This is a genomic window from Novosphingobium sp. NDB2Meth1 (assembly GCF_900117425.1).
Lineage (GTDB): Bacteria > Pseudomonadota > Alphaproteobacteria > Sphingomonadales > Sphingomonadaceae > Novosphingobium.
The window spans coordinates 39,893-61,150 of record NZ_FPEH01000012.1 but is presented as its reverse complement, the minus strand read 5'-3'; the positions used below and the strand labels follow the sequence as shown (position 1 = coordinate 61,150).

General features: G+C 65.7%; 17 protein-coding genes. 4 read left to right on the top strand and 13 right to left on the bottom strand.

What is annotated here, in order from left to right; all coding sequences use genetic code 11:
• Nucleotides 1-24 precede the first annotated feature (24 nt).
• The 4 genes from NDB2M1_RS05095 (at nucleotide 25) to zapE (ending at nucleotide 2,796) form a co-directional block, all read left to right on the top strand.
• Nucleotides 25-207, top strand: a complete 183-nt coding sequence (locus NDB2M1_RS05095; protein WP_054120896.1) for a Flp family type IVb pilin — start codon at nucleotides 25-27, stop codon at nucleotides 205-207.
• A 196-nt stretch (nucleotides 208-403) separates the two neighbouring features.
• A complete protein-coding gene (locus NDB2M1_RS05090) occupies nucleotides 404-1,186 on the top strand; it encodes a succinate dehydrogenase iron-sulfur subunit (RefSeq protein ID WP_054120901.1) in 783 nt (260 codons plus the stop codon).
• 24 nt (nucleotides 1,187-1,210) lie between these two features.
• The gene (locus tag NDB2M1_RS05085) at nucleotides 1,211-1,681 is read left to right on the top strand and encodes a PaaI family thioesterase (RefSeq protein WP_072380231.1); all 471 of its coding nucleotides are present in this window, start codon (nucleotides 1,211-1,213) and stop codon (nucleotides 1,679-1,681) included.
• Nucleotides 1,678-2,796: a cell division protein ZapE gene (gene zapE / locus NDB2M1_RS05080; RefSeq protein WP_072380229.1), complete on the top strand. Its 1,119-nt coding sequence runs from the start codon at nucleotides 1,678-1,680 to the stop codon at nucleotides 2,794-2,796. The genes NDB2M1_RS05085 and zapE overlap by 4 nt, the downstream gene beginning before the upstream one ends.
• A gap of 303 nt (nucleotides 2,797-3,099) precedes the next feature.
• On the opposite strand, the gene NDB2M1_RS21940 is transcribed toward zapE, so the two are convergent.
• The 13 genes from NDB2M1_RS21940 to NDB2M1_RS05010 form a co-directional block, all read right to left on the bottom strand.
• The gene (locus NDB2M1_RS21940) at nucleotides 3,100-5,358 is read right to left on the bottom strand and encodes an EAL domain-containing protein (protein ID WP_143146638.1); all 2,259 of its coding nucleotides are present in this window, start codon (nucleotides 5,356-5,358) and stop codon (nucleotides 3,100-3,102) included.
• 108 nt (nucleotides 5,359-5,466) lie between these two features.
• On the bottom strand, nucleotides 5,467-7,356 hold the full coding sequence (locus NDB2M1_RS05065; protein WP_072380227.1) for an XrtA/PEP-CTERM system amidotransferase: 1,890 nt from the start codon (nucleotides 7,354-7,356) through the stop codon (nucleotides 5,467-5,469).
• Between the two features lie 13 nt (nucleotides 7,357-7,369).
• Nucleotides 7,370-8,929: an exosortase A gene (gene xrtA, locus NDB2M1_RS05060; protein ID WP_083554675.1), complete on the bottom strand. Its 1,560-nt coding sequence runs from the start codon at nucleotides 8,927-8,929 to the stop codon at nucleotides 7,370-7,372.
• Nucleotides 8,919-10,133, bottom strand: a complete 1,215-nt coding sequence (locus NDB2M1_RS05055) for a TIGR03087 family PEP-CTERM/XrtA system glycosyltransferase (protein WP_072380225.1) — start codon at nucleotides 10,131-10,133, stop codon at nucleotides 8,919-8,921. The genes xrtA and NDB2M1_RS05055 overlap by 11 nt, the downstream gene beginning before the upstream one ends.
• Complete coding sequence (locus tag NDB2M1_RS05050; protein ID WP_072380223.1) at nucleotides 10,130-11,191, bottom strand: FemAB family XrtA/PEP-CTERM system-associated protein; 1,062 nt, start codon at nucleotides 11,189-11,191, stop codon at nucleotides 10,130-10,132. The genes NDB2M1_RS05055 and NDB2M1_RS05050 overlap by 4 nt, the downstream gene beginning before the upstream one ends.
• Nucleotides 11,188-12,093 carry an XrtA system polysaccharide deacetylase gene (locus NDB2M1_RS05045; RefSeq protein WP_171955326.1) on the bottom strand — a complete coding sequence of 302 codons (906 nt, stop codon included), beginning with the start codon at nucleotides 12,091-12,093 and terminating at the stop codon, nucleotides 11,188-11,190. Before NDB2M1_RS05045 ends, NDB2M1_RS05050 begins: the two co-directional genes overlap by 4 nt.
• Nucleotides 12,094-12,115: 22 nt before the next feature.
• Nucleotides 12,116-13,306: an AAA family ATPase gene (locus NDB2M1_RS05040; protein ID WP_072380221.1), complete on the bottom strand. Its 1,191-nt coding sequence runs from the start codon at nucleotides 13,304-13,306 to the stop codon at nucleotides 12,116-12,118.
• Between the two features lie 20 nt (nucleotides 13,307-13,326).
• Nucleotides 13,327-15,084, bottom strand: coding sequence for a preprotein translocase subunit YajC (locus NDB2M1_RS05035; protein WP_072380219.1), 1,758 nt, complete (start codon nucleotides 15,082-15,084; stop codon nucleotides 13,327-13,329).
• A gap of 2 nt (nucleotides 15,085-15,086) precedes the next feature.
• The gene (locus NDB2M1_RS05030; protein WP_072380217.1) at nucleotides 15,087-16,079 is read right to left on the bottom strand and encodes a P-loop NTPase family protein; all 993 of its coding nucleotides are present in this window, start codon (nucleotides 16,077-16,079) and stop codon (nucleotides 15,087-15,089) included.
• A gap of 16 nt (nucleotides 16,080-16,095) precedes the next feature.
• Nucleotides 16,096-17,613: an XrtA system polysaccharide chain length determinant gene (locus NDB2M1_RS05025; RefSeq protein ID WP_072380215.1), complete on the bottom strand. Its 1,518-nt coding sequence runs from the start codon at nucleotides 17,611-17,613 to the stop codon at nucleotides 16,096-16,098.
• Nucleotides 17,614-17,626: 13 nt separating this feature from the next.
• On the bottom strand, nucleotides 17,627-18,274 hold the full coding sequence (locus NDB2M1_RS05020) for an XrtA/PEP-CTERM system exopolysaccharide export protein (protein ID WP_072380772.1): 648 nt from the start codon (nucleotides 18,272-18,274) through the stop codon (nucleotides 17,627-17,629).
• Nucleotides 18,275-18,476: 202 nt separating this feature from the next.
• Nucleotides 18,477-19,712, bottom strand: coding sequence for a pyridoxal-dependent decarboxylase, exosortase A system-associated (locus tag NDB2M1_RS05015; RefSeq protein WP_072380213.1), 1,236 nt, complete (start codon nucleotides 19,710-19,712; stop codon nucleotides 18,477-18,479).
• Nucleotides 19,713-19,714: 2 nt separating this feature from the next.
• Nucleotides 19,715-21,250 (bottom strand): acyl-CoA ligase (AMP-forming), exosortase A system-associated, encoded by a 1,536-nt coding sequence (locus NDB2M1_RS05010; RefSeq protein ID WP_072380211.1) that lies wholly within the window; start codon nucleotides 21,248-21,250, stop codon nucleotides 19,715-19,717.
• Between the last annotated feature and the right edge of the window lie 8 nt (nucleotides 21,251-21,258).

The window sequence follows — 21,258 nt, the reverse complement described above, 5'->3', positions numbered from 1 at the left end:
GGGCGCCAACTCAGGAGATCGAACATGACGCTTTTCAAGAACCTGCTCGCTAACGAAGAAGGCGCGACCGCTATCGAATACGGTCTGATCGCCGCTCTGATCGCTGTTGCCGCCATCACCGCCATGGGCGCGCTGGGCAACTCGCTGTCGAACACGTTCAACCTGGTTTCGACCCAGATGAACAACGCTTCGGACGGCAAGCTCTAAGAGCTTCGCGCTGGGCGCAACGTTCGGGGGGCGGGGAACTTCGGTTCCCCGCCCCTTTCGTTTGTGCTGACGAAGCACGAGCACGACCTGTCACCTTGGGTAGGCCGGTTTGGTGCCCTCCCCCCTTGCTAGGCGCCGCGGTTTCGCTAAGGACTGTGCATCCATTTTCTTGAACGAGATCAGCAAGGACGGCTCGATGGCGACCTTCACGCTTCCGAAGAATTCCAAGGTCAACGGCAAGGCGCGGCATTTCCCGGCGGCCACCCAGGGACGCATTCAGAAGTTCAAGGTCTATCGCTACGATCCCGACTCCGGCGAGAATCCCCGCTACGACACGTTCGAGATCGATCTCGACCAGTGCGGCCCGATGGTGCTTGATGCGCTGATCAAGATGAAGGGCGAGCAGGACCCGACGCTTACCTTCCGCCGCTCCTGCCGCGAAGGCATCTGCGGTTCCTGCGCGATGAACCTCAACGGCCGCAATGGCCTCGCCTGCACGACGGCGATTGCGGACCTCAAGGGCGAGATTCGCATCACGCCGCTGCCGCATATGGAAGTGATCAAGGACCTCGTTCCCGACTTCACCCACTTCTATGCGCAGTACGCCTCGATTCGGCCCTGGCTGCAGACTGTCTCGCCCACGCCTTCGGGCAAGGAGCGCCTGCAGAGCCCCGAACAGCGTGAAAAGCTCGACGGCCTCTACGAATGCATCCTGTGCGCCTGCTGCAGCACTTCGTGCCCCAGCTACTGGTGGAATTCCGACAAGTTCCTCGGCCCCGCCATCCTGCTCCAGGCCTACCGCTGGCTGGCCGACAGCCGCGACGAGATGACCGGCGAGCGGCTTGACGAGCTCGAAGATCCCTTCCGTCTCTATCGCTGCCACACGATCATGAATTGCGCGAACGTCTGCCCCAAGGGCCTCTCGCCGGCGCGTGCGATCGCGGAAATCAAGAAGCTGCAGGTCGAACGCTCGCTGTAAGGCGCGCGCTCCCGACATCTTCTCATGACGGCCGACAATTCCGCCTTCATCTACGGCCCATCGGCCGAGCATCCCGGCTGGCATACCTGGGACATGGCCGATCCCGAGCGTTTCAACTCGGTCACGATGGGCCGCCTGCTCGTGCGCCGCGAGGAACTGCCGGGAGGAGGGCCAGCTGTCCGCCTGCGCATGTTTCCGGAGCGGCGCCACAGCAACCTGCTCGATGCGGTGCACGGCGCGATTACATTGGCGTTGATCGACATCTCGCTGTTCGCGTGCATGCGCCATGTGCTGGATGGTGATGCGGCGGGTTCGGTGACGCTTGACCTCTCGACCCAGTTCATCGGCGCCGGCCGCGTCGGTCAGCCGCTTGATGCGGTGGTCGAAGCCTTGCGCGAAACCCGGCGGCTGCTGTTCCTGCGCGGCACGGTGGTGCAGGGAGACCACCTCGTCGCGGCTTTCAACGGAACCGTGCGCAAGCCCTCGTCGCGATGAGCGGTCTCGCGCAGCGCTACGCGGCACTTGTGACGGCAGGCGAGCTGAAGCCTGATCCTGAACAGGCTGCTGCCGCCGCCCGCCTCGACGCCCTCCAGCGCGATCTGGAGCGCCCCGTCCCGAAACCCGGCCTCGTCGGCCGCCTGCTCGGCAGCAAGCCCCCTGCCCCTGCGCGCGGGCTCTACATGTGGGGCGGTGTCGGGCGCGGCAAGTCGATGCTGATGGACTTGTTCCACGATACGCTGGAAGCCGGCCCCAAGCGCCGCGCGCACTTCCACGAGTTCATGCTCGACGTTCATGCACGGTTGCGGGTGGAACGGCAGAAGGAGCGCGGCGACCCCATCCCCCCCGTCGCCGCCGCGATTGCCGCCGAGGCGCGCGTGCTGGCGTTCGATGAAATGGTGGTGAACAACAGCGCCGACGCGATGATCATGGGGCGCCTGTTCACCGCGCTTATCGCCGATCTCGGCGTCACCGTGGTGACCACCTCGAACCGGGCACCGGGCGAACTCTACAAGGACGGGCTGAACCGGGAGCACTTCCTCCCCTTCATCGCGCTGATCGAGAACCGGCTGGATGTGGTCGCACTCAACGGCCCTACCGACTACCGGATGGTGCGCATGCAGGGTGTCGGCACCTGGCACGTGCCCAATGGTCCGGAGGCGACGGCAGACGTGCGCGAGGCGTTCTTCCGCATGACCGACTATCCGCCGGAAGACAGCGTGCATGTCCCGGCGGGGTCACTTGATCTGGGCGGCGGACGCGTATTGCATGTGCCCAAGAGCCTGAAGGGCGTTGCCGTGTTCAGCTTCAAGCGCCTGTGCGGCGAGGCACGCGGTGCTGCGGACTACCTCGCGATTGCGCGCAACTACCACACGGTGATCCTCGTCGGCATCCCGAAACTGGGGCCGGACCAGCGCAACGAGGCCGCAAGGTTCGTAACGCTGATCGACGCGCTCTACGAGCACAAGGTCAATCTGATCGCGACCGCCGATGCCGAGCCTGCGGAGCTCTATCCGGCCGGCGATGGCCGCTTCGAGTTCGAACGCACGGTCAGCCGCCTTATCGAGATGCAAAGCCGCGAGTATCTCGCGCTGGGCCACGGCGAGGCCTGAAAGTCGGTTAACGCCGATCCAGATGGGGACCTGATCGCGCCATTTTCGAAGCGATTGTCTTAACCACGCTGGCCGTCGCGGGCCGCCAAATCACCCCGGATCAGAAAAAAAAACGAGCACCCAAGGTGCCCTTACCTTGGGTGCTCATGGTTTGCGATTCGCGCCATCGAGCCAACAAGACCGCCGGAAACCCGGGAGTCTTGGGCCAATCACTTAAACAGGTAGTCCCAGATCTTAAACATGCGAGCCTCCCAAGAATTGGAATGGCATCGCGTTATCACTAACGTCCTTGGTTAACAAGGTCTAAACGGTCCAGCGTCGCTCCTGCAGGCTGACGTCATAGTCCCGTTCAAACTCAGCAAAGGCAATCGGCTTGCCCAAATGGTAGCCCTGCGCGCAATCACACCCCATCTCGCGCAGCATCTGCAAAGTGGACGCATCTTCAATGCCTTCCGCCACGACACTCTGACCAAGCGCATGGGCCAGGCTGATGGTATTGGCGACGATGATCCGATCACGCGGGCTCGTACTCATCCTGGCAACAAAACGCCGGTCGATCTTGAGTTCGTCGCTCGGCAGGTCGGCAAGATAGGCCAAGCTAGCCTCGCCGGTTCCGAAATCGTCGATGGAAAGGCGGAAGCCCAACTCGCGCAGCCGCGTCAGATTCCGGCAGGCTGCCGGGCGGTTGCGCACGCTGGAGGTTTCGGTGATCTCCACCGTCAGCAACGAGGGATCGATACCGCGTCGGCGGGTAATCTCGGCGAAGTTCCGCACCAGATCGGCCTTGTCGACCATCTGCGCCGAGAGGTTTATGCTCATCTGGAACCGCGGTCCGCGCGCATTCAGTGCAAGGGTCGCAGAGATGGCAAGATCGAGCACCCAATAGGTCAGGGCGTCGATGCGTCCGGCCCGCTCGGCCTGGAGGATGAAAGCATCGGGCGCGATGGCCCCGCGCGTAGGGTGGTTCCAGCGAATGAGCGCCTCGCCGCCGCAGATGCGGTTCTCTGTCAGATCCCACTGCGGCTGGAACGCAAGCCAGATCTCGCCATTGCGCAAGCCTTCCTCGATCCGGGCATGCAGCGAAAGCTCCCATGGTGCTTCTGCAAGGCGGCTGGCCTCGAAAAGCTCGATCGACCGGCCACTCGCCATGGCCTCGTTCGCACTAGCCAGCGCTGAATTGAGCCGGGTGGGGACATCGAGGCCCTCATTGCGATCAAGGCCGAAATGGATATTGGTATCGAACGTGTACGCGCCGATCTGAAGAGGCGAGGCGAACAGAGCCCGCATCCCTTCAAGGTGATCGAGCTGGGTCTCCAGCGGACGGGCTTCTTCAGCCCATGCAAACTGGCCACTCTCACCGTGATAGATAGTTTCGGTCCCGGAACCGGCTGTGATCCGCCGCGCGATAGCGCGGGCAAAATCACCGTGCAGATCGCGAGGCAGGGTGGCCAGCATCTCTTCGTAGCGAGCGACGACCGCAACGACCATGTCCGATCCTACCGGCATCGTTCCATTGGTCAGCGCAAGCAGATTTGGGAGGCCGGCTGCACTGGTCAGCTGGATTCGGCGCGCGCGCTTTTGCCACAAACGGACCGAGCCATAGATAACCAAGAATATGAGCGCGCCGTCAGGCGAAAACACGATGCCCTGCTTGCGCAGGGCGATCGGCAGAACGATGACCGTAGCGACAGTGCCCGCGTACCACGCGAGCTTGAGTGTACCTTGCTTGCGTGCACCGCTGGCAATCATCAACGCGGCGAGGAGCAGGATCGGGATCGCACCGAATGCGCCAAATGACACGGAGAAAGGAAGACCAAGACCTTCAGCACCCGCAATGTCGAGCGCAACCGCGGGCACGAGGCGGTGACCGAAGTAAAGGATTGGCGGCACACGCTCCAGCGACGTCAAGATAACGGTACGTCCGGCAAGACCAGTCGGAACGGCTGCACCGTTCAGGATATCCGCAGATCGGACTTTGGGTATAGACTGAGGGTCGACAGAAAAGTCGGGATAGTATTCCGACTCAACGCCGTTCCTATAGCCAGCGAGGACCGCGCTAAGCGTAGGATAGTCGCGCGACTTTATCTTGACTACGTAGGGCGCTGAGATCGCAAAATAGACGAAGTTGGAATGCCAAGCCGCGACCACGACATTGGTTCGTCCGATGGCGTCGGGCGAAGGCATGGCAAACGAGCGCTGGTCAAAATCATCGACCTTCCCGGCGCGCGCGACCACGGCGAGATCGTCCCCGAAACTCTGCAACGCCTGCCTGAGGGCAGCGTCGCCCGCGCGGTCCTTGCCCGCCGGAATGTCGAGATCAAAGAATACCCGCCGCGGCATCTGGCGGCGCAACTTTTCAAGCAACTCAGCCTGATCGGCAGTAGTCCATTCCTTGCGATCATCGACCGTCACAAGAATGGTCGATGGCGACGCATCGCGCCGCATATTCTTGAAAACCACATTCCAGTAAACATGCGCGAGCGGATCCCCGGCCGAGAGCATTGCCAGAAGCAATGTCGCCAGGAGGGACAAGCCCAATGTTGATCGCAAAAACTGACGCATGGACTGCCCAAAACGGGGTGGTGACACCCGGGCTTAATCCACAATGGTTGATTTTGGTTTAAGGTTCACCAGCCAGATTCAGCTATGAATGTTTTCAAGATATTGAATTTAAATAATTATCCTCAAACTTCGGTCCAGCATCAGCAATTGCCAGATCAAACGGCTGTGGTCGCTTGTTCCAGCGATATGCGCCTCGGCCAGCGCGGCAAGGCGGGCCGTGTCGAACCAGCCGGTGCGTGCAAGAGTGCCGCCATGAGCCACCTGCCGGGCCTCCCCTGCCAGCGGTCCGCGCAGCCAGGCTGCGATCGGCGTCACGAAGCCCATTTTCGGGCGGAACAGGATGTCCTCAGGCAGATAGCGGCGCATTGTCTGCTTGATCAGCCACTTGCCGGTCGTCCCGCGCACGCGCAGCCGCTCCGGCAGGCGCGCGCCGAATTCGATCAGGCGGTGATCGAGCAGCGGCTCGCGTGCCTCCAGGCTGACGGCCATGCTGGTGCGGTCGACCTTGGTCAGGATATCACCCGGCAAGTAGAACTTGAGGTCGGCGTACTGCGCGCGGTCGAGCCCGCTGCGGGCCGGAGCACCGCGCATCAGCTCAACGAACGGCTGTTCGGCGCGATACTCCCCGCGCAACCGCCGGAATTCGTCGGAATAAAGCGCGCTGCGCAGTTCAGGACCAATTACCGCCAAGGCGCGCGCATAGCCCTCCTCGCCGCTTCCGGCGAGGCTGAGCAGCGTCGTCTTGGCCCGCAACGGGCGCGGTGCCCAATCGAGCTTGGGATAGACAGCCCCCAGCCCGCCGAGCAGCGGCTTTCTGAGCACGCCGGGCAGGAAAGCGCGCACTTGTTCCTCGCGGTGCTGGAAGGTCTGGCGGCGATATCCTGCAAAGGCCTCGTCCGCACCGTCACCCGAAAGCGCAACGGTCACATGTTCGCGCGCCAATTGCGAGACTCGCCAGGTCGGCAAGGCTGATGCATCCGCGAACGGCTCGTCGAACATGGCAGCGAGCGTATCGACCTGCGCGAAGTCATCGGCGCCGACGCTGCGCTGATGATGCTCGGTGCCGTATTGCGCGGCGATCCGCCCGGCATATTCCGTCTCATCCAGCGCCTTCACATCGAACCCGATCGTGCAGGTCTTGACCGGCTCGCGGCTCGCCTCGGCCATCAGCGCGACGACGCTGGAGCTGTCCACCCCGCCCGACAGGAACGCCCCCAGCGGCACATCGGCGACCATGCGCGAGGTCACCGCCTCGCGCATGTGATGCAGCAGGCGCGCGCCGAGATCGGCCTCGCTGCCGCGCTCTCGCCGTTCGAACGAGACGTCCCACCACTGCACCGGCGGCGGCGGCGGCGCATCATGACGCAACAGACGGTAGTGGCCTGCCGGCAGCTTTTCCACGCCCTTCAGGATCGCGCGCGCATCGGGTACGAAGCCCCAGGTGAGGTAGTCCTCCACCGCCAGCGGATCGATCTCGCGCCGCAGCGAGGGATGCGCCAGCAGTTGCTTGAGCTCTGAGCCGAAGATCACACTGCCATCGGCGAGCGTCGCCATATGCAGCGGTTTCACCCCCAGCCGGTCGCGCGCCAGCAGCAGGGTGCGCTGCCTCAGATCATAGAGCGCGAAAGCGAACATGCCGTGGAGGCGCGGCAGGCAGTTCACGCCCCACTTCTGCCACGCGGCGAGGATGACTTCGCTGTCGCCGTCCGTGCGGAACGTCGCGCCCTCCGCCTGCAGCTCCCGGCGCAGTTCGCGGAAGTTGTAGATTTCGCCGTTGAACACCAGCATTGCCGCGCCATCGGATGAGGCCATCGGTTGCGGCGATCCGGCAAGGTCGATGATGGCGAGGCGCAAGTGGCCGAGGCCGACACCCGGGGCGGTCCAGACGCCCTGCCCGTCCGGCCCGCGATGCGACGCGACCGCGCACATCCGCGCGATGCGGTCCGGGTCGACGGGCTTCAGGCCCTCGGTGTGAAAGATTCCGGCGATGCCGCACATGGTGGAGCCGCGCTTACCGGACGCGCGCCATGCGGTCCATCCACGGTGCGATGGGACCGGTGGCGGCTAGGAACGAACGGATCGCATCCTCGGGCGGCGTAGCCTCATCCGCTTCGGCGGAGAGGATCAATGTCATCGTCGGACGCGGGCGCAGCAGCAGCCGGTCTGCCATGTTGGCGAGTTTGAGGCGAGTATTGCTGCCGGTCAGCAGGTCACCGGTACGCAGCCATGTCACGGCGAGGCGGTGGATCGGCCCCGGCGCCTGGATCACGTCGCTCTTGGCCTCCGGAAAGCCGATTCCCGGCGCTTCCCAAGCCCAGCGGCTGCCCATCGGCAAGGCGCCTTGACCGAAGCCGCCCGCCTCCTTCCCGTCACCTTGCGCGGCATAGAGCGCAAACGAGAGGTCGACGACATGGCCTTTGCCATCGCTATATCGCGCCACCAGCCGGTGATCGGCGCCGGTGTGCAGCGGATGCCATTCGAAGCGCGGGCTGCGATCGTCGAAATGCCAGCCCGGCACCTCGGGCAGGGCGATATAGTCCGGCATGGGCGCCACGATCCGGCTTGCTGCCAAGCTCCATGCAAGGCCTGCGAGCGCGAGAGCTGCGATCCCTCCGAGTGCCGCAGGAAGCGGCAATGTCATTCGCTCCAGCCGCCCGAGCAGTGGCGATGCGGCGATGACCTCCGCGTCGACCAGCGGCGCATCGACCTTGCGATCAAAAAGGCGCCAGCCGACCGCCATGACAAGGCCCATCACCAGCGCGAAGAACACCCAGCCGTAGAAAATGTGGTCGAAGCTCGCGGCAAACTCGATCCCGCGCCAGCTGGCGATGTAGATCGTGCCCCAGGCGCGCACACCGTTCGCCAGCACCGGCACGACAAGCGACAGCGCCATGAACCCAGCGCGGCGTCCCCAGCTGGCAAAGCATACGTTCGAGACAAGCGCGCCATAGGCGATCATCGCGACCAGGAATTTCACCCCCGAGCATGCCTCCGCCACTTCGAAATAGCCGGAGCGCGTGGTGATGAAGACGCCGTCGATAGAGGCCGGGATCTGCGTGAGCGCCAGCAGCACCATGGTCAGCTTGGCCGTGATCGTCTGGAGAAACGGGATGAGCTCGTCCCCGAACGGCACCAGCGCCAGCATGTAGCCCAGCGGAAACAGCTGTGCGGCCGCCACGCGCGGGCCAAGCAGCGCCAGTGCCGCAGCTTGCAGCATCACGACCACCGCCAGCTGCCGCGCAAGGCTGAGGCCAGAGAAATCGCCTAGGACCCAGAGGAACACGGCGCCGCCCATCACCACCAGCCCCGGCCACCATGGGCGTGGGCCAAGCTGCGCGGTCTCGCTGGCGCGCTGCATCGCCAGCCAGCCGAGGATCGGCGGAATGAGCAGGATATGGTTGTAAGTCGAGCTGTCCCACCACTGCTGCGCCATCTCGCGCCAGTCGCCGAAGAACAATGCGATCAGGACGAGCCACGTGGCTGCCAGCTGGATCAGCGGCGAGCGCCAGTGATCCGGCACACGCGCCATCAGGCCGAGCGGCCTGGCCGGAAGCGCACCTTCAGGCGACATCGGTCTGCGCACCGATCAGCGCCTGCAGCGGTGCCAGCATGCGGTCCCAGCCGCATTCCGCAATCACGAAGCGCCGCGCCGATGCGCCCAGGGCTTCAGCCGCCGCGCGATCCGACAGCAATGCGAGCGCGCGTCCGGCGAGTGCCAGCGGGGCTTCGGCAAGGGCAAAGTGCTCGCCGTCCACGCCGCCGATGCCTGTTGCAGCCGCTGGTGTCAGCAGCACCGGCCGCGCCATGGCCATCGCTTCGAGCACCTTGTTCTGGATACCGCGCGCGATGAGGAGCGGTGCTGTGACAATATCCGCGCCGGCCAGCCAGGGCCGCACATCGGGCACCGCGCCGGTCACCATCGTGCCGCCCACGCCCTCCAGCGCGCGGACCGCCGGTGTCGGGGCCCGGCCGACAATGGCGAAACGGGCTTGCGGGTGCGCCTGCCGGATCAGCGGCATTACCTGATGCGCGAAGAGTTCGACTGCGGTGATATTGGGCGGATAGTCCATCTGCCCGGTGAACACGATCGCTGGCCCCTCGCCCGCCAGTTCCGGTGCGGGCTGAACCACACCCGGATCGAACAGCTCGGTATCGATGCCGTTGCCCAGAGCGCGCACGTCTGGCCGCGCGGCGCCAGAAAGGCGGCTTTCGAACAGCGCGCGCTCCTCGCGGCTGACAAAGAGGCTGGTCGTCGCCCGGCGCGCGGTCGCTTCCTCGAACCGGCGCAGGAGCCGCGCCTCTCGGGCATAGAGCAGCCGGCGCGCAAGGGCGCCGGTCTGGGCGTAGGCCTCGAATTTTGCCGAATCGACGTCGACAAAGTCCATCACCACGCGGCCCCGGAATTCCGGCGGCACATATTGCGCCATCTGGCCCGAAAAGACGAAGATCGCCGAAATCGGTCGTGCTTCCAGCACCGCATGAACCCAGCGCTGCAGTTTCGCAGACGAGAAGGCAGCGAGGCTGACCGGCAGCCCCTGCCCCAGCGCCGACAAGGCCGCAAGCGGCAGCGGTGCGTTCCGGCGTACAATGCAGTGGCTCTGCGAAATCGCTGCGACCGCGCTTTCCTGCGCAAGATCTGCCGCATCGTCCGCCAGCGCGCCGACATGCACCGGCGCCAGTTCCGCAATCCGGCGCAGCAAGTGGTTCGAGCGGATCTTGTCCCCCCGGTCCGGCGGGAATGGCACGCGGTGCGCGAGGAACAGGACTTCGCTCACGCCAGCCCTCGCGCGATGAACGGCCCGACGCGGTTGGCGACGCTCAAGGGCAGCTTCTGCCACAGCGCGATCTTGGCCTTGTAGCGCGGACTCAGCGGATTGACGTCGCGCGGAGGCCCGCCATCCGCGCTCCACACGGCATAGCTCAGCGGCTGCGGCTCAAAGCCCCAGTTGCGCTTGAAGTGATAGGCCCCGGTATTGGTCTTGGAACGGCCGAAATCGAAGCGGTCGCAGCCCCGAGCGCGGGCGTGGCACATCAGCGCGTAATACATCACGTCGTTGGCACGCAGGCTCCGCGCCGCATGCACGCCGCCGCCCCAGTAGGGCATGACGGCACCGCGATGATAGAGGCTGAACACCGAGGCCACGGCGCGGCCTTCATGGAGCACGGTGAGGATGTCCGCGTCCTCGCCGAACGCATCAATCACCGCCTCGAACAGCGCGCGCGGGAACACCGGCGTGCCGAGATTGCGCACGGATTCGGCATAGACAGCATAGTGCCAATCGCGGTCCTGCCGCTCGCGGCCGGCGCGGACTTCCATCGCGTTCGCCAGCCCCTTGCGGACCTCAGCGCGCTGCTTGCGGGGGATCCAGGTGAGCTGCGCGTCATCATCCGCGGCCAGCGGCGCCACGAAGCCGGCGTGGCTGTCCTGCTTGATGTGCCAGGTGGGGTCCTCCGGCATCACACCGCCGCGTACCTCGACAGTCGGGCAGGTCAGCCGCCGCGCCAATTCCGTCGCAGCGGCAAAGAGGTCCGGTGCGGTATCTGCATCGCCCAGCACGCCGCCACCGACGGCAAAGCCGGTGGATACCAGTGCCCGGCCAAACAGCGGCGAATGCGCGGCGTGGCAGGGCAGCAGCGCGGCAATCGCGCCTTCGCGCTCGGCGAGCAGCATGTGGGCCGGATGACCGGTAGACCGCGTTATCGCTTCGAGCCATTCGGGGCGATGGAACGGGGTTGCGCCATCAGCCTCCGCGACAAAGCGCGCGATGGCCCCGCGATCACCCGGATCGGCAAGGCGAACCTTGGTGAGCGACGGGCGGAACGGCGCATTCATGCCGCAACCTGTTCGGCATCGAGCCGCGCCGCTTCGGCCGCGACCACCGCATCCATCCGCCCCCAGGCGAAGGCGCCGAGCAACCGCTGCAGCTTGCCCGCCATGGCCGAAAGGTTGGTATAGTGCCGGAACCGCGAACGCAGCGGCGCGTCGGTGCGGCGGGGCTGGCCGGGATCGACTTCCCACGGATGGAAATAGAACGCCGCCGGCCGGCCATCGTGCCGGTTCACGCGGGTTACCGCCCAATGCGAGACAGCGTAGGGCAACAAGCGAAAGAATCCGCCGCCCCCCGCCGCCATGCGCCTTCCGGCCAGTTCGACCGTCGTAACCGGCACCTCGACCAGCGGCGAGCCTGCTATCGGGCGGAACGCAAATCGGGGCGCCTCGCGCCAGCCATAGTGATCGTGGACGATAGGCGCGACGCTGGAGGAATAGGCATAGCCATGCTGGGCCAGCACTTCATGCGCCCAGCGTGTGCGCGCATCGATCGAGAAGCTCGGTGCGCGGTAACCGGTCACCGCGCTCCCGCTGGTATCCTCCAGCACCGCCCGCGCCCGCGCGATATCCTCCGCAAAGGCGGCCTCGCCCATTGTGAACACGCGTTTGTGGTCCCAGCCGTGGCTGGCGATCTCGTGACCCTGAGCGGCGATCCTGCGCATCATCCGGGGGTGCCGCTCGGCCACCCAGCCCAGCGTGAAGAACGTCGCCTTGATCCCGGCCTCGTCAAACAGCGCCAGCACGCGGTCGCAGTTCGCCTCGACCCGGCGCTCCAGCCCGTCCCACTCGCCGCGCGCGATCACCTTCTCGAATGCGCCGACCTGGAACCAGTCCTCGACATCGACCGACATGCCGTTGAGCACGGCACCAGAGGGCAGCAGGTGACCAAGATCGGGGCCGGACATGGCGGCGTCGGTCCTTTCAGGTTCAAGCCGCCCGGCGGGGCGTTTCGCTCTCGAGCCATTCGATAAGCATCGTCAGCACATGGCGGATCGCCTGCTCCTGCTCGGCCCCGCGCGCCTCAAGCGCCACGATGCGCTGCTGCAGCGCGCCCAGCGTTGCTTCAAGCGCCTCGATCCGTGCCTCGGTCGCCGGGACCGTAGCCGGGGGAGCGGGCATGTCGGCAAGCTCAAGCACGGCCTTCTGCAGCTCGATGATCTGCTCATTGTGCGCCGAAATCGCCTTCTGCAGCCCGGCCAGACCGCTGACTGCAGCAGCGGGAAGCTCCTTATCCGCAGGCGCGGACGCTTCGGGCGCAATCAACGGCGCAGGAGCCGGCACGGGCGCAGCGGGATCGGCCAGCGTACCATCGCGCTCCAGATCGGCGATCACTTCGGCGAGCATCGCGCTGTCGATCCGTGATTTCTGCTCGACTGCACCCATCAACAGCAAGCGGCCGAAGACCTGATTGATCCGGCGCGGCAGGCACCCGGTTACGACCGCGAGGTCGGCAAACAGCCGCTCGTCGAACGCCGGATTGCCGCTCCAGCCCACGCAGGCAAGGCGGTGCATGACATAGGGGCCGACTTCGGACGGCTCCATCGCCTCGAGATGATGCGTCGCGATCACGCGCTGGCGCAGCTGTTCGAGGCGCGGCGAGCCTTGCAGCAGGTCGCGGAACTCGGGCTGGCCCAGCAGCAGGATCTGCAGCAGCGGATGCGAGCCGAGCTGGAAGTTGGAAAGCATCCGCAGCTCTTCGAGCGCCTCGATGGAGAGGTTCTGCGTCTCGTCCACCACCAGCAAGCAGCGGCGCCCGGCGCGGGCTTCCTCATGGAGAAACGCTTCGATCACCGCGAGCGCGCTGGCCTTGTCATGGCCGGCGACGGAGAGCCCGAAGGCGCGCGCCGCCATATGCACCATCTCGCCGCCGTCGAGCCGGCTCGTCACGATCTGCGCCGCCGTCAGCCGCTGGCGGTCGATGGTTGCGAGAAGGTGCGCTGCCAGCGTCGACTTGCCCGCGCCGACCTTGCCGGTGATGACGATGAAGCCTTCACCCTGCGCGAGGCCATAGCCGAGGTAGGACAGCGCTTTGCGGTGCGTTCCGCTCTCGAAATAGAACTCCGGATCCGGCGTGAGCTGGAAGGGCCGCCCGGTCAGCTGGTAGAATGTGTCGTACATCGGTGGGGGACGCCCTTCCTTCAGAAATTGTAGCGCAGGCCGATCTGACCGGTCGCGATCAAGTCATCGGCAAAGGCCTTGCGGTCGAGATAGTCGATCCCGGCCGCCACGTTGCCGACCAGATGGCGCGTGAACTGGTGCGTGATGCCGGCATTGGCGCCGATCGCGTTGACGTCGGCGAGGCTCGAGACGCCGGACTTGTACCAGCTGTCGTAGACGGCGACAGTGAAAGCGGTTGTGCGGTCGATCGGCCCGGAAATCTGGCCGTTGACATAGAATGTCTGGTCGGTGCGGCCATTGGCGGCTTCGAGCACGGTGCCCTGCGCGCCGATGAACTTGCGGCGCAGATAGCCAGCGCCCAGACCCATTTGCAGCCTGCCCGCCTTGTGGCTGTACGACGCCGAGACGCCGCGCGTGCGGAAGGCCGCCGAAGCGATAGACCCGAGCGCGCCGTTGACGCAGCCCCCGCTTTGCGCGCCCGTTGCGCAGCCCGAGATATCGCCGCTGAACGGATTGCGATTGGCGGTGAAATCTGTCGGAAGCCCGCGCACCGCATTCCCGACTGTGGAGCCGAACCCGCTGACCGCATCGAATACCTCGACCTGCACTGCATTGCGCGCATTGGGCGTATACGAGAACGAGCCGTAGTAGGTCATGCTGTCATAGCGGCGACCGACGAAAGCGCTGAGCGACGTACGACGGCTCGGGCGCCACATCACGCCCACATCCCAGGTGATCCCGGTCACGTCATAAGCGATTTGGCGCGGCTTTGACTTGTCGGTCACATAGCGGCCATCGCTGCCGACCACCGGAATGCCGCCCGGCCCGCGCACCGCATCGCGCGAGGAAACCTTGACATCCTGCCAGCCCACATCACCGATCAGCGCCAGTTCCTGGTTGATCGGCAGCGTCGCCTGCACGCCGGCCCGCAGTTCGCGGACACGCTGGTCGAGGTTAGCGATGTCTTCCTGATTGTACCCTGCGCTCGCGGTCAATCCGATCGGCAGCACCGTGTGCGGCGCGACCCCGACCGAGGCTTGCGCGGACTGCGCGACCGAGTGATTGAAGATATCGCCTTGCGGCTGCGGCTGGCCTGGCGCGAGACCGGTTACCGGCAGGCGCGGCGTGTTCACCTTGGTATAGCCGACGAGGTAGGATCCCTTGACGGCGACTTCGCCGACATGGGTCGAGACTGCAGGCCCGGCATAAAGCGAATAGACCTGCGCCACCCGGTCGCCGGTCTGCACCGACCCGAGCCGCGAGGCCCCGCTTTCATCGAACCGCGTGCGCGTCGCAAGGCCGCCGGCTTCCAGCGTCAACTGGCGCGGGATCAGATCGTGGCGCACGCGGGCGAGGCCCGAAATCGTGTCGTTGCTGACGATATTGCCGCTCTCGGCAAAGCGCCGTTCATAGCGCACCGAGACTGCGCCTTCGGTCCGGCGCCCCTGCAGCGAGGCATCGACGCCGACCGCGACGCTGGTGTAAGTGAGGGTCTCGCTAACCGGCTTGAGCCGGGCCAGTACGCTCTGACTGAGTTCAATATAGGGCTGAATCTTCACGCGACCGGCGCCGCCCGCGCTACCCATGCTGCGCCCACCGCGCTGCTTGCCGCCGCTGCGCCCCGTATCACCGCCGCCCGAAGGCGCGCCGTCCCCACCCGAGATCGCCTCGCTGTCGCCGGGATCGCCATAAGGCAGCGACTGCGCCTGCGCCGCGCCGGAAAGCAGCGTGATCGCGAGCGCACTGGCCACGAATGCATGGGTCGTTGTGCTCGCCATGGTCATTCCTTGTACCCGTAATAGGTGCCGAAACGGCGGCCGGTGGGCGAGAAGCGGGTGCAGTTGAGCAGTAGCTTGATGTCCTCGCAGCCCGAGAGGATGCTGACTGCGTCGCGCAGCGCGGCCTCGCCGGTCTGGTCCGCCCGCACGACCATCAGCGCCTGGCCGACATGGTGCGCGAGCTCCGACGCCGGGGAAGCGGCAAGCACCGGCGGGCTGTCGAAGATGACAATGCGATTGGGCGCCTGCGCCGTAAGCCGCGCCAGCACTTCTGCGGTGTACGACGAAGCCAGATGCTCGGTATCATGCCCGGTCGAATTGCCTGCGGGCAGCACGAAGAGCCCGGCAATGTCGGTGCCGATGATGCAGTCCTCGACGGCGATGTCCGGATCGGCCAGCGCGTCCATCAGCCCGCGTCCGCCCGGCAGTCCGAGCGCCGAAAGCACGCTGGGCTTGGCGAAATCGGCATCGACGAGGAGAACTTCGGTGTCCTTCTCCGCCGCCATCGACAGCGCGAGATTGACCGCACAGAACGTCTTGCCCTCGCCCGGATGCGACGAGCACACGAGGATGCGCTCGCCATGCGGCGCGCCCCGCCCAGCGCGCGATTCTGCCGCTGTCATCAGCAGCTGGCGCTTCACGATACGGAATTCCTCGAGCAGCCCGGTCACCGGCCCCTCGGGCTCGATCAGGCACTGCTCGCGCAGGTGTTTGCGGTCGATCGGATGGAAGGCGCCGCGGAAAGTCTGCCGCGCCGGAATGCCATCAAAAGCGGGCGGTGGCGGTGCCTGACGCGCAGGCGGCGCGACACGCTGGACAGGCTGTGCCGGTTCGCCCGCATCCGCGCTTGCCGGAGCCGGCTCGCGCGGGTCGGGCAGCCTGGGGGCAATCGGCGCCTGGAAAGCACGCAGGTCGAACGTCCCCGCCGCCCGCTCGATCAGCGAGCGCGCTTCGGTCGTGTCCTTGGGAACCGGGATCTTGCTCTGTTCGGTCATGATCTCATCCGTTCCTTCAGGCGACCATGCCGCGTTTCATGAACTCGACCGCCAGCAGCACGACGAGCACGAAGGCGAGGCTGGCGACCCCGCCGGCAAACCATTTGAGCTGCCGCCAGTATTGCGCCCGCGCGCGGCGGCTGAGCGTCAGCGTCACCGAGCCGACCACCTGCATCCCCGTCGCGCGTTCGAGCTGCCCTGTCGTCGAATACGTCGAGCGCAGCTGGCCGATGCCGAAGGCGCTGCCGCAGCCGGCCGCGATGCCGACGATGAGGACGATGAACAGCAGCATCGGCCGGTCCGGCGCGGAAGGCTTGCGCGGGGTCGTCGGCGGATCGATCACCTCGAACTTGACCGCGTTGCGCTCGGTCTCGACTTGACCGCGCAGGCGCAGCTGCTCGCGGTCGCGCAGCAACTTGTCATACTGCTCCTTGAGCACGTCGTAGTCGCGGTTGATGCGTGCTGCTTCGGCGGCAAGGCCGGGTTCGCTGAACTGGCGGCCGGTCAGCTGAGCCAATTCCTGCGAAAGCGAGGCCCGGCGCGATTGCAGCGCCACGATGCTCGCTTCGCGGTCAGCCTTGATCGATTGCAGCGAGGAATAGGCCGGGTTGGGCATGCCGCCTGGGCCGGCCTCGCCCGCCGAAGCGCGCTGGAGCGCCGCGACTTGCGCCTTGAGCGCGATCACATCGGGATGGCTATCGGTCAGGCCGCGCGCGCGCATCGCACTGAGATCGGCCTGTGCCTGCGCGAGTGATCCCTTGGCGCCGCCGCTCACGCCCGGCATCATGATCGTCGGCGGTGTGCCCGAAAGCTGCCCGCGCACCGATGCAAGCGCGCTCTGGGCGGCCAGCAGATCCGACTCGACGCCGCGCAGCTCGGCGCGCGCACCTTCGATCTTGCTCGAAAGCGAGCCGTTGCCCGGCATCATCTCGGCGTTCTTGGCCTCGAAGGCCTGACGCTTCTGCTCGGCGGCTTCGAGGTCCTTCTGCCGGTCAGCCAGTTGCTGGTCCATGAAGGCCAGCGTGTCGCTCATCTCGCCGCGACCGCCGGCAAGGTTCTCCTCGCGGAAGATGTCGATCATCTTCTGCACGATGTCCTGCGCCAGCTTGGCGTTCTGGACATCCGAATAGGCCTTGCTGCCGGAATAGGCGGTGATCTCGAACAGGTTGTCCTGCTGGCTCACCACCTTGATGTTCTTGCCCAGCGCCGCGACAGCTGTTTCCATCTCCTTGTCGGAGGTCACCTTGTCGCCCAGCCGCGTCGCACGGACGACCTTGGAGAGGTTGACCGAGCTCGTCAGCGTCTGGCGTACGCGCTCGATATCGCGCTTGCGATCGCCGCCGATGCCGATCTGGTCCGAAAGCACGTCGTCGATCTGGACGAAGATGCGTGCCTTCGACTCGTAGGTATTGGGCACGGTGGCCACGATCAGCCAGCCGAGCAGGCACACCAGCCAGGCCGCGCCCAGCGCAAGCCAACGCCGGTGCCAGATGCCGTAGAGCGCGATGCGCACTTCTTCGTAGATGCTCGTCATGCGGTCAGCATCCTCAGAACGTGCTTTCGGGAATGATGATCACATCCCCCGGCATCAGCATGACATTCGCGCGCGTATCGCCCTTGCGCAGCAGATCGCCGATCCGCACGCCGTATTCCCTCTGCTGGCCGGTCTGTTTGTCGAAGCGCACCAGCCGCGCCTTGTTGCCCGCCGCGTACTCGGACAGGCCACCCACCGCGATCATCGCATCGAGCAGGGTCATGTTGGCGCGGTAGGGGATCGAGGCCGGCTTGCCGGTGGCGCCGACGATGCGCACCTGCTGGCTGAACGTGCCCGAAAACTTGTTGACGATGACCGAGACAATCGGCTCCTGAATGTACTGCGAAAGCTGGAGCTTGATGTCTTCCGCCAGCATCGAGGGCGTCTTGCCCACCGCCGGCATGTCGGTGATCAACGGCGTGGTGATGCGCCCGTCCGGCCGCACCTGCACCGAGGCGCCGAGTTCGGGATTGCGCCAGACGAATATAGTGAGGTCGTCCAGCGGCCCGATCACGTATTCCTCGCCCGGCCCTTCCTGCAGCGCCACGAACGAGGCCGGCGGCAATTGCGCGCTGCCACCGCCGCCCGCGCAGCCGCCGAGCAGCAGGCTCAGCGTAACCGCTGATGCCAGCAAGCGGGTGAAACGCGTAGTTTTGGGCATCGAACGTCCTTTGCGCGCACCGGGCAGGCTGTCCCATTCGTCCCGTGGCGGGACCATGGGGACCTCCCATGACTTCCCGGCTATCGCCAAAAAGGGTGAAGATACCGTTAGTCCTGATGCGCAAGGCGGGGTCCGCACAAGCGCATTTCCGCCAAAGTCCCGTAACGGGACGGCGCTCCGGCTAATCGTTAATACCTAAAAATCAGGACCTTGCGTTAACCAGCCGTTCAGCCGCCGGACCATGCCCGAGAAAGTGCACCGGACTTGCGCTGGCCCCATAGGCACCGGCGCAGAACACCGCGACCAGATCGCCTTCCTCGGCACGCGGAAAGCCCCCCTTGTCGGCCAGCCGGTCAAGCGGGGTGCACAAGCAGCCGACGACGCTGGCTTCTTCTTCCACCGACGCGCCGAATCTGGTCGCGATGGCACTGGGATAGTTGCGCCGCACCACGGTCCCGAAGTTGCCGCTCGCCGCGAGCTGGTGGTGCAGCCCGCCGTCGGTGACGAGGAACACCTCGCCGTGGCTCTCCTTCCGGTCGATGATCCGGGTGAGATATACACCAGCTTCGCCAACGAGATAGCGGCCGAGTTCAATGCAGAACGCCGTCTCCTGCAACACTTCGGGGAGTGCCGCGAACCGCTTTGCGAGCGCAGCTCCCACTGCCGCGAGATCGAGCGGCAGATCGCCGGGAAAGTAGGGAATACCAAAGCCGCCGCCGAGATTGCAGACCGGAAGCACCGCCCCGCTCTCCTCCGCAAGGCGCGCCGCCAGCGTCAAGGTAGCCGCCTGCATCTCGACAATCGCGGCGGCGTCCAGCGTCTGGCTGCCGGCATAGATGTGGAAGCCGCGCCACTCGGCACCGGACGCGATGATTGTGCGGGCCAGCGCCGGTACACCGTCTGTATCGACACCAAAGGGCTTGGCACCGCCGCCCATCTTCATGCCCGATCCCTTGAGATCGAAATCGGGATTGACCCGGATCGCCAGCTTCGGCGCTCGTCCCACGCGCTCCGCGATCACCAATGCCCGCTCGGCCTCGCGCGCGGATTCGAGGTTGAGCGTCACGCCCCGGCTGATCGCCGCTTCAAGATCGGCGTCCCGCTTGCCCGGCCCGGCAAAGCTGATCCGCTCCGCCTGAACCCCCGCCGCCTCCGCCATCAGCAGTTCGCCGCCCGAGGCAATGTCAAACCCGTCGACGAGCCCCGCGATATGGCGCAGCAGCGGGGCAAACGGGTTGGCCTTCATCGCATAGTGCAGGCCCAGCCGCTGCGGCAGCGCCGACCGCAGCGCCGCCACGCGCGCTTCGATCAGCGCGCCGTCATAGACGAACAGCGGTGTACCCGCCTCGGCCACCAATTCGGACGCCTTGCGCCCGCCGATGGCCAGTTCGCCATCGATCGCAGCATATCCGGGGGGAATCGGGCCAAGCGGCTTCATCGTCAGCCCTTTGCCACGGCGGCCGATAATTCCTGGTAAAGACCGGTTCGGTCGAGCTTGCCATTCGGGCTCAGCGGCATGTCCTCCCGCCAGTGGATGACCCGCGGCACCATGAAACCGGGCAGATCACGCGCCAGAGCGGCAGGCAGCGCCGCCTCTGCCTCCGCCGCATCACCCTTCGCGCGCACCACCAGATGGATCGCCTGACCCAGCGCCGGATCGGGCAGGCCCAGTGCCACCGCCTCCGCCACCAGCCCGGTGGCAATCGCCGCGTCTTCCACTTCCTGCGGGCTGACGCGGTTGCCGCTGGTCTTGATCATGGCATCGCGCCGTCCGGCGAAATGCAGCAGCCCTTCCGCATCGCGCCTCACCCGGTCACCCGACCAGACCGCCATGCCGCCCATCCGCGAGAACACCGGCGCCGGCTTGAACCGCTCTGCCGTCCGCGCTGCATCCTGCCAGTAGCCTTGCGCCACCAGCGGCCCGGCATGGACCAGCTCGCCCTCCTCGTCCGCCGCCGCCTCGCGCCCGTCGTCCGCCACGACCATCACCTCGGCAAACGGGATCGCCTTGCCCATCGAGGTCGGGTGCGCGTCGACCAGCGCCGGGTCGAGATAGGTCGAACGAAACGCCTCGGTGAGCCCGTACATCGGAAACAGTCGCGCCTCCGGGAACCGTGCACGCAGCGCCCGCACCAACGGCTCGGTGAGCGCACCGCCGCTGTTGGTCAGCCGCCTGAGCTTTCGCGCCGCAGCCTCGGGCCAGTCGAGTTCCACCAGTTGCACCCACAGCGGCGGAACGGCGGCCAAAGTGGTGACGTCATGCCGCTCCACCGCCTTCGCCACATCGCGCGCCATCAGATAATCGAGCGGCACCACGCAGCCACCGGCAAACCATGTCGAGAGCAGCTGGTTCTGACCATAATCGAACGCCAGCGGCAGCACAGCCAGCGTCCGGTCCTCCGCCGTCAGCCCCAGATAATGCGCCACGCTCACGGCGCCGAGCCACAAGTTGGCATGGCTGAGCATCACGCCCTTGGGCCGCCCGGTCGAACCGCTGGTATAAAGAATCGCCGCCAGATCATCGGATGCAGCGTTGGAAGGACCCAACGGCTCGAGGCGCTCCGCCTCGGCCCAAACCGCCCCTTCCTCACGCGAAACCGCTTGAGCGAGATCGCCCTCTTCCAGTGTCGACAGCCGCCCGGCATTCGAGATCAGCAGTCGTGCCCCGCTATCGCTCAGGATATGCGCGACTTGCGCGCGCTTCAGCAGCGGGTTCACCGGCACATGCACCAGCCCCGCCCGCACCGCCGCCAGCGGCATCAGGCAGGCCAGCTCGCTTTTCGGCAGCCATGTCGCCACCCGCGCGCCCGGCTCCGGCACCTTCACCGCAAGCCATGCCGCCAATTGTCCTAAACGCCGATTTAACGCCTCGTAGCTAAGCAGATGCGTCTTGAAGACCAGCGCAGGGGCATCCGGCTGCCCCTTCAGCGCGAGGTGATCAAGCGGAAAGACGGTCGGATCGGGCGCTGCGGGCACGCGGCTCT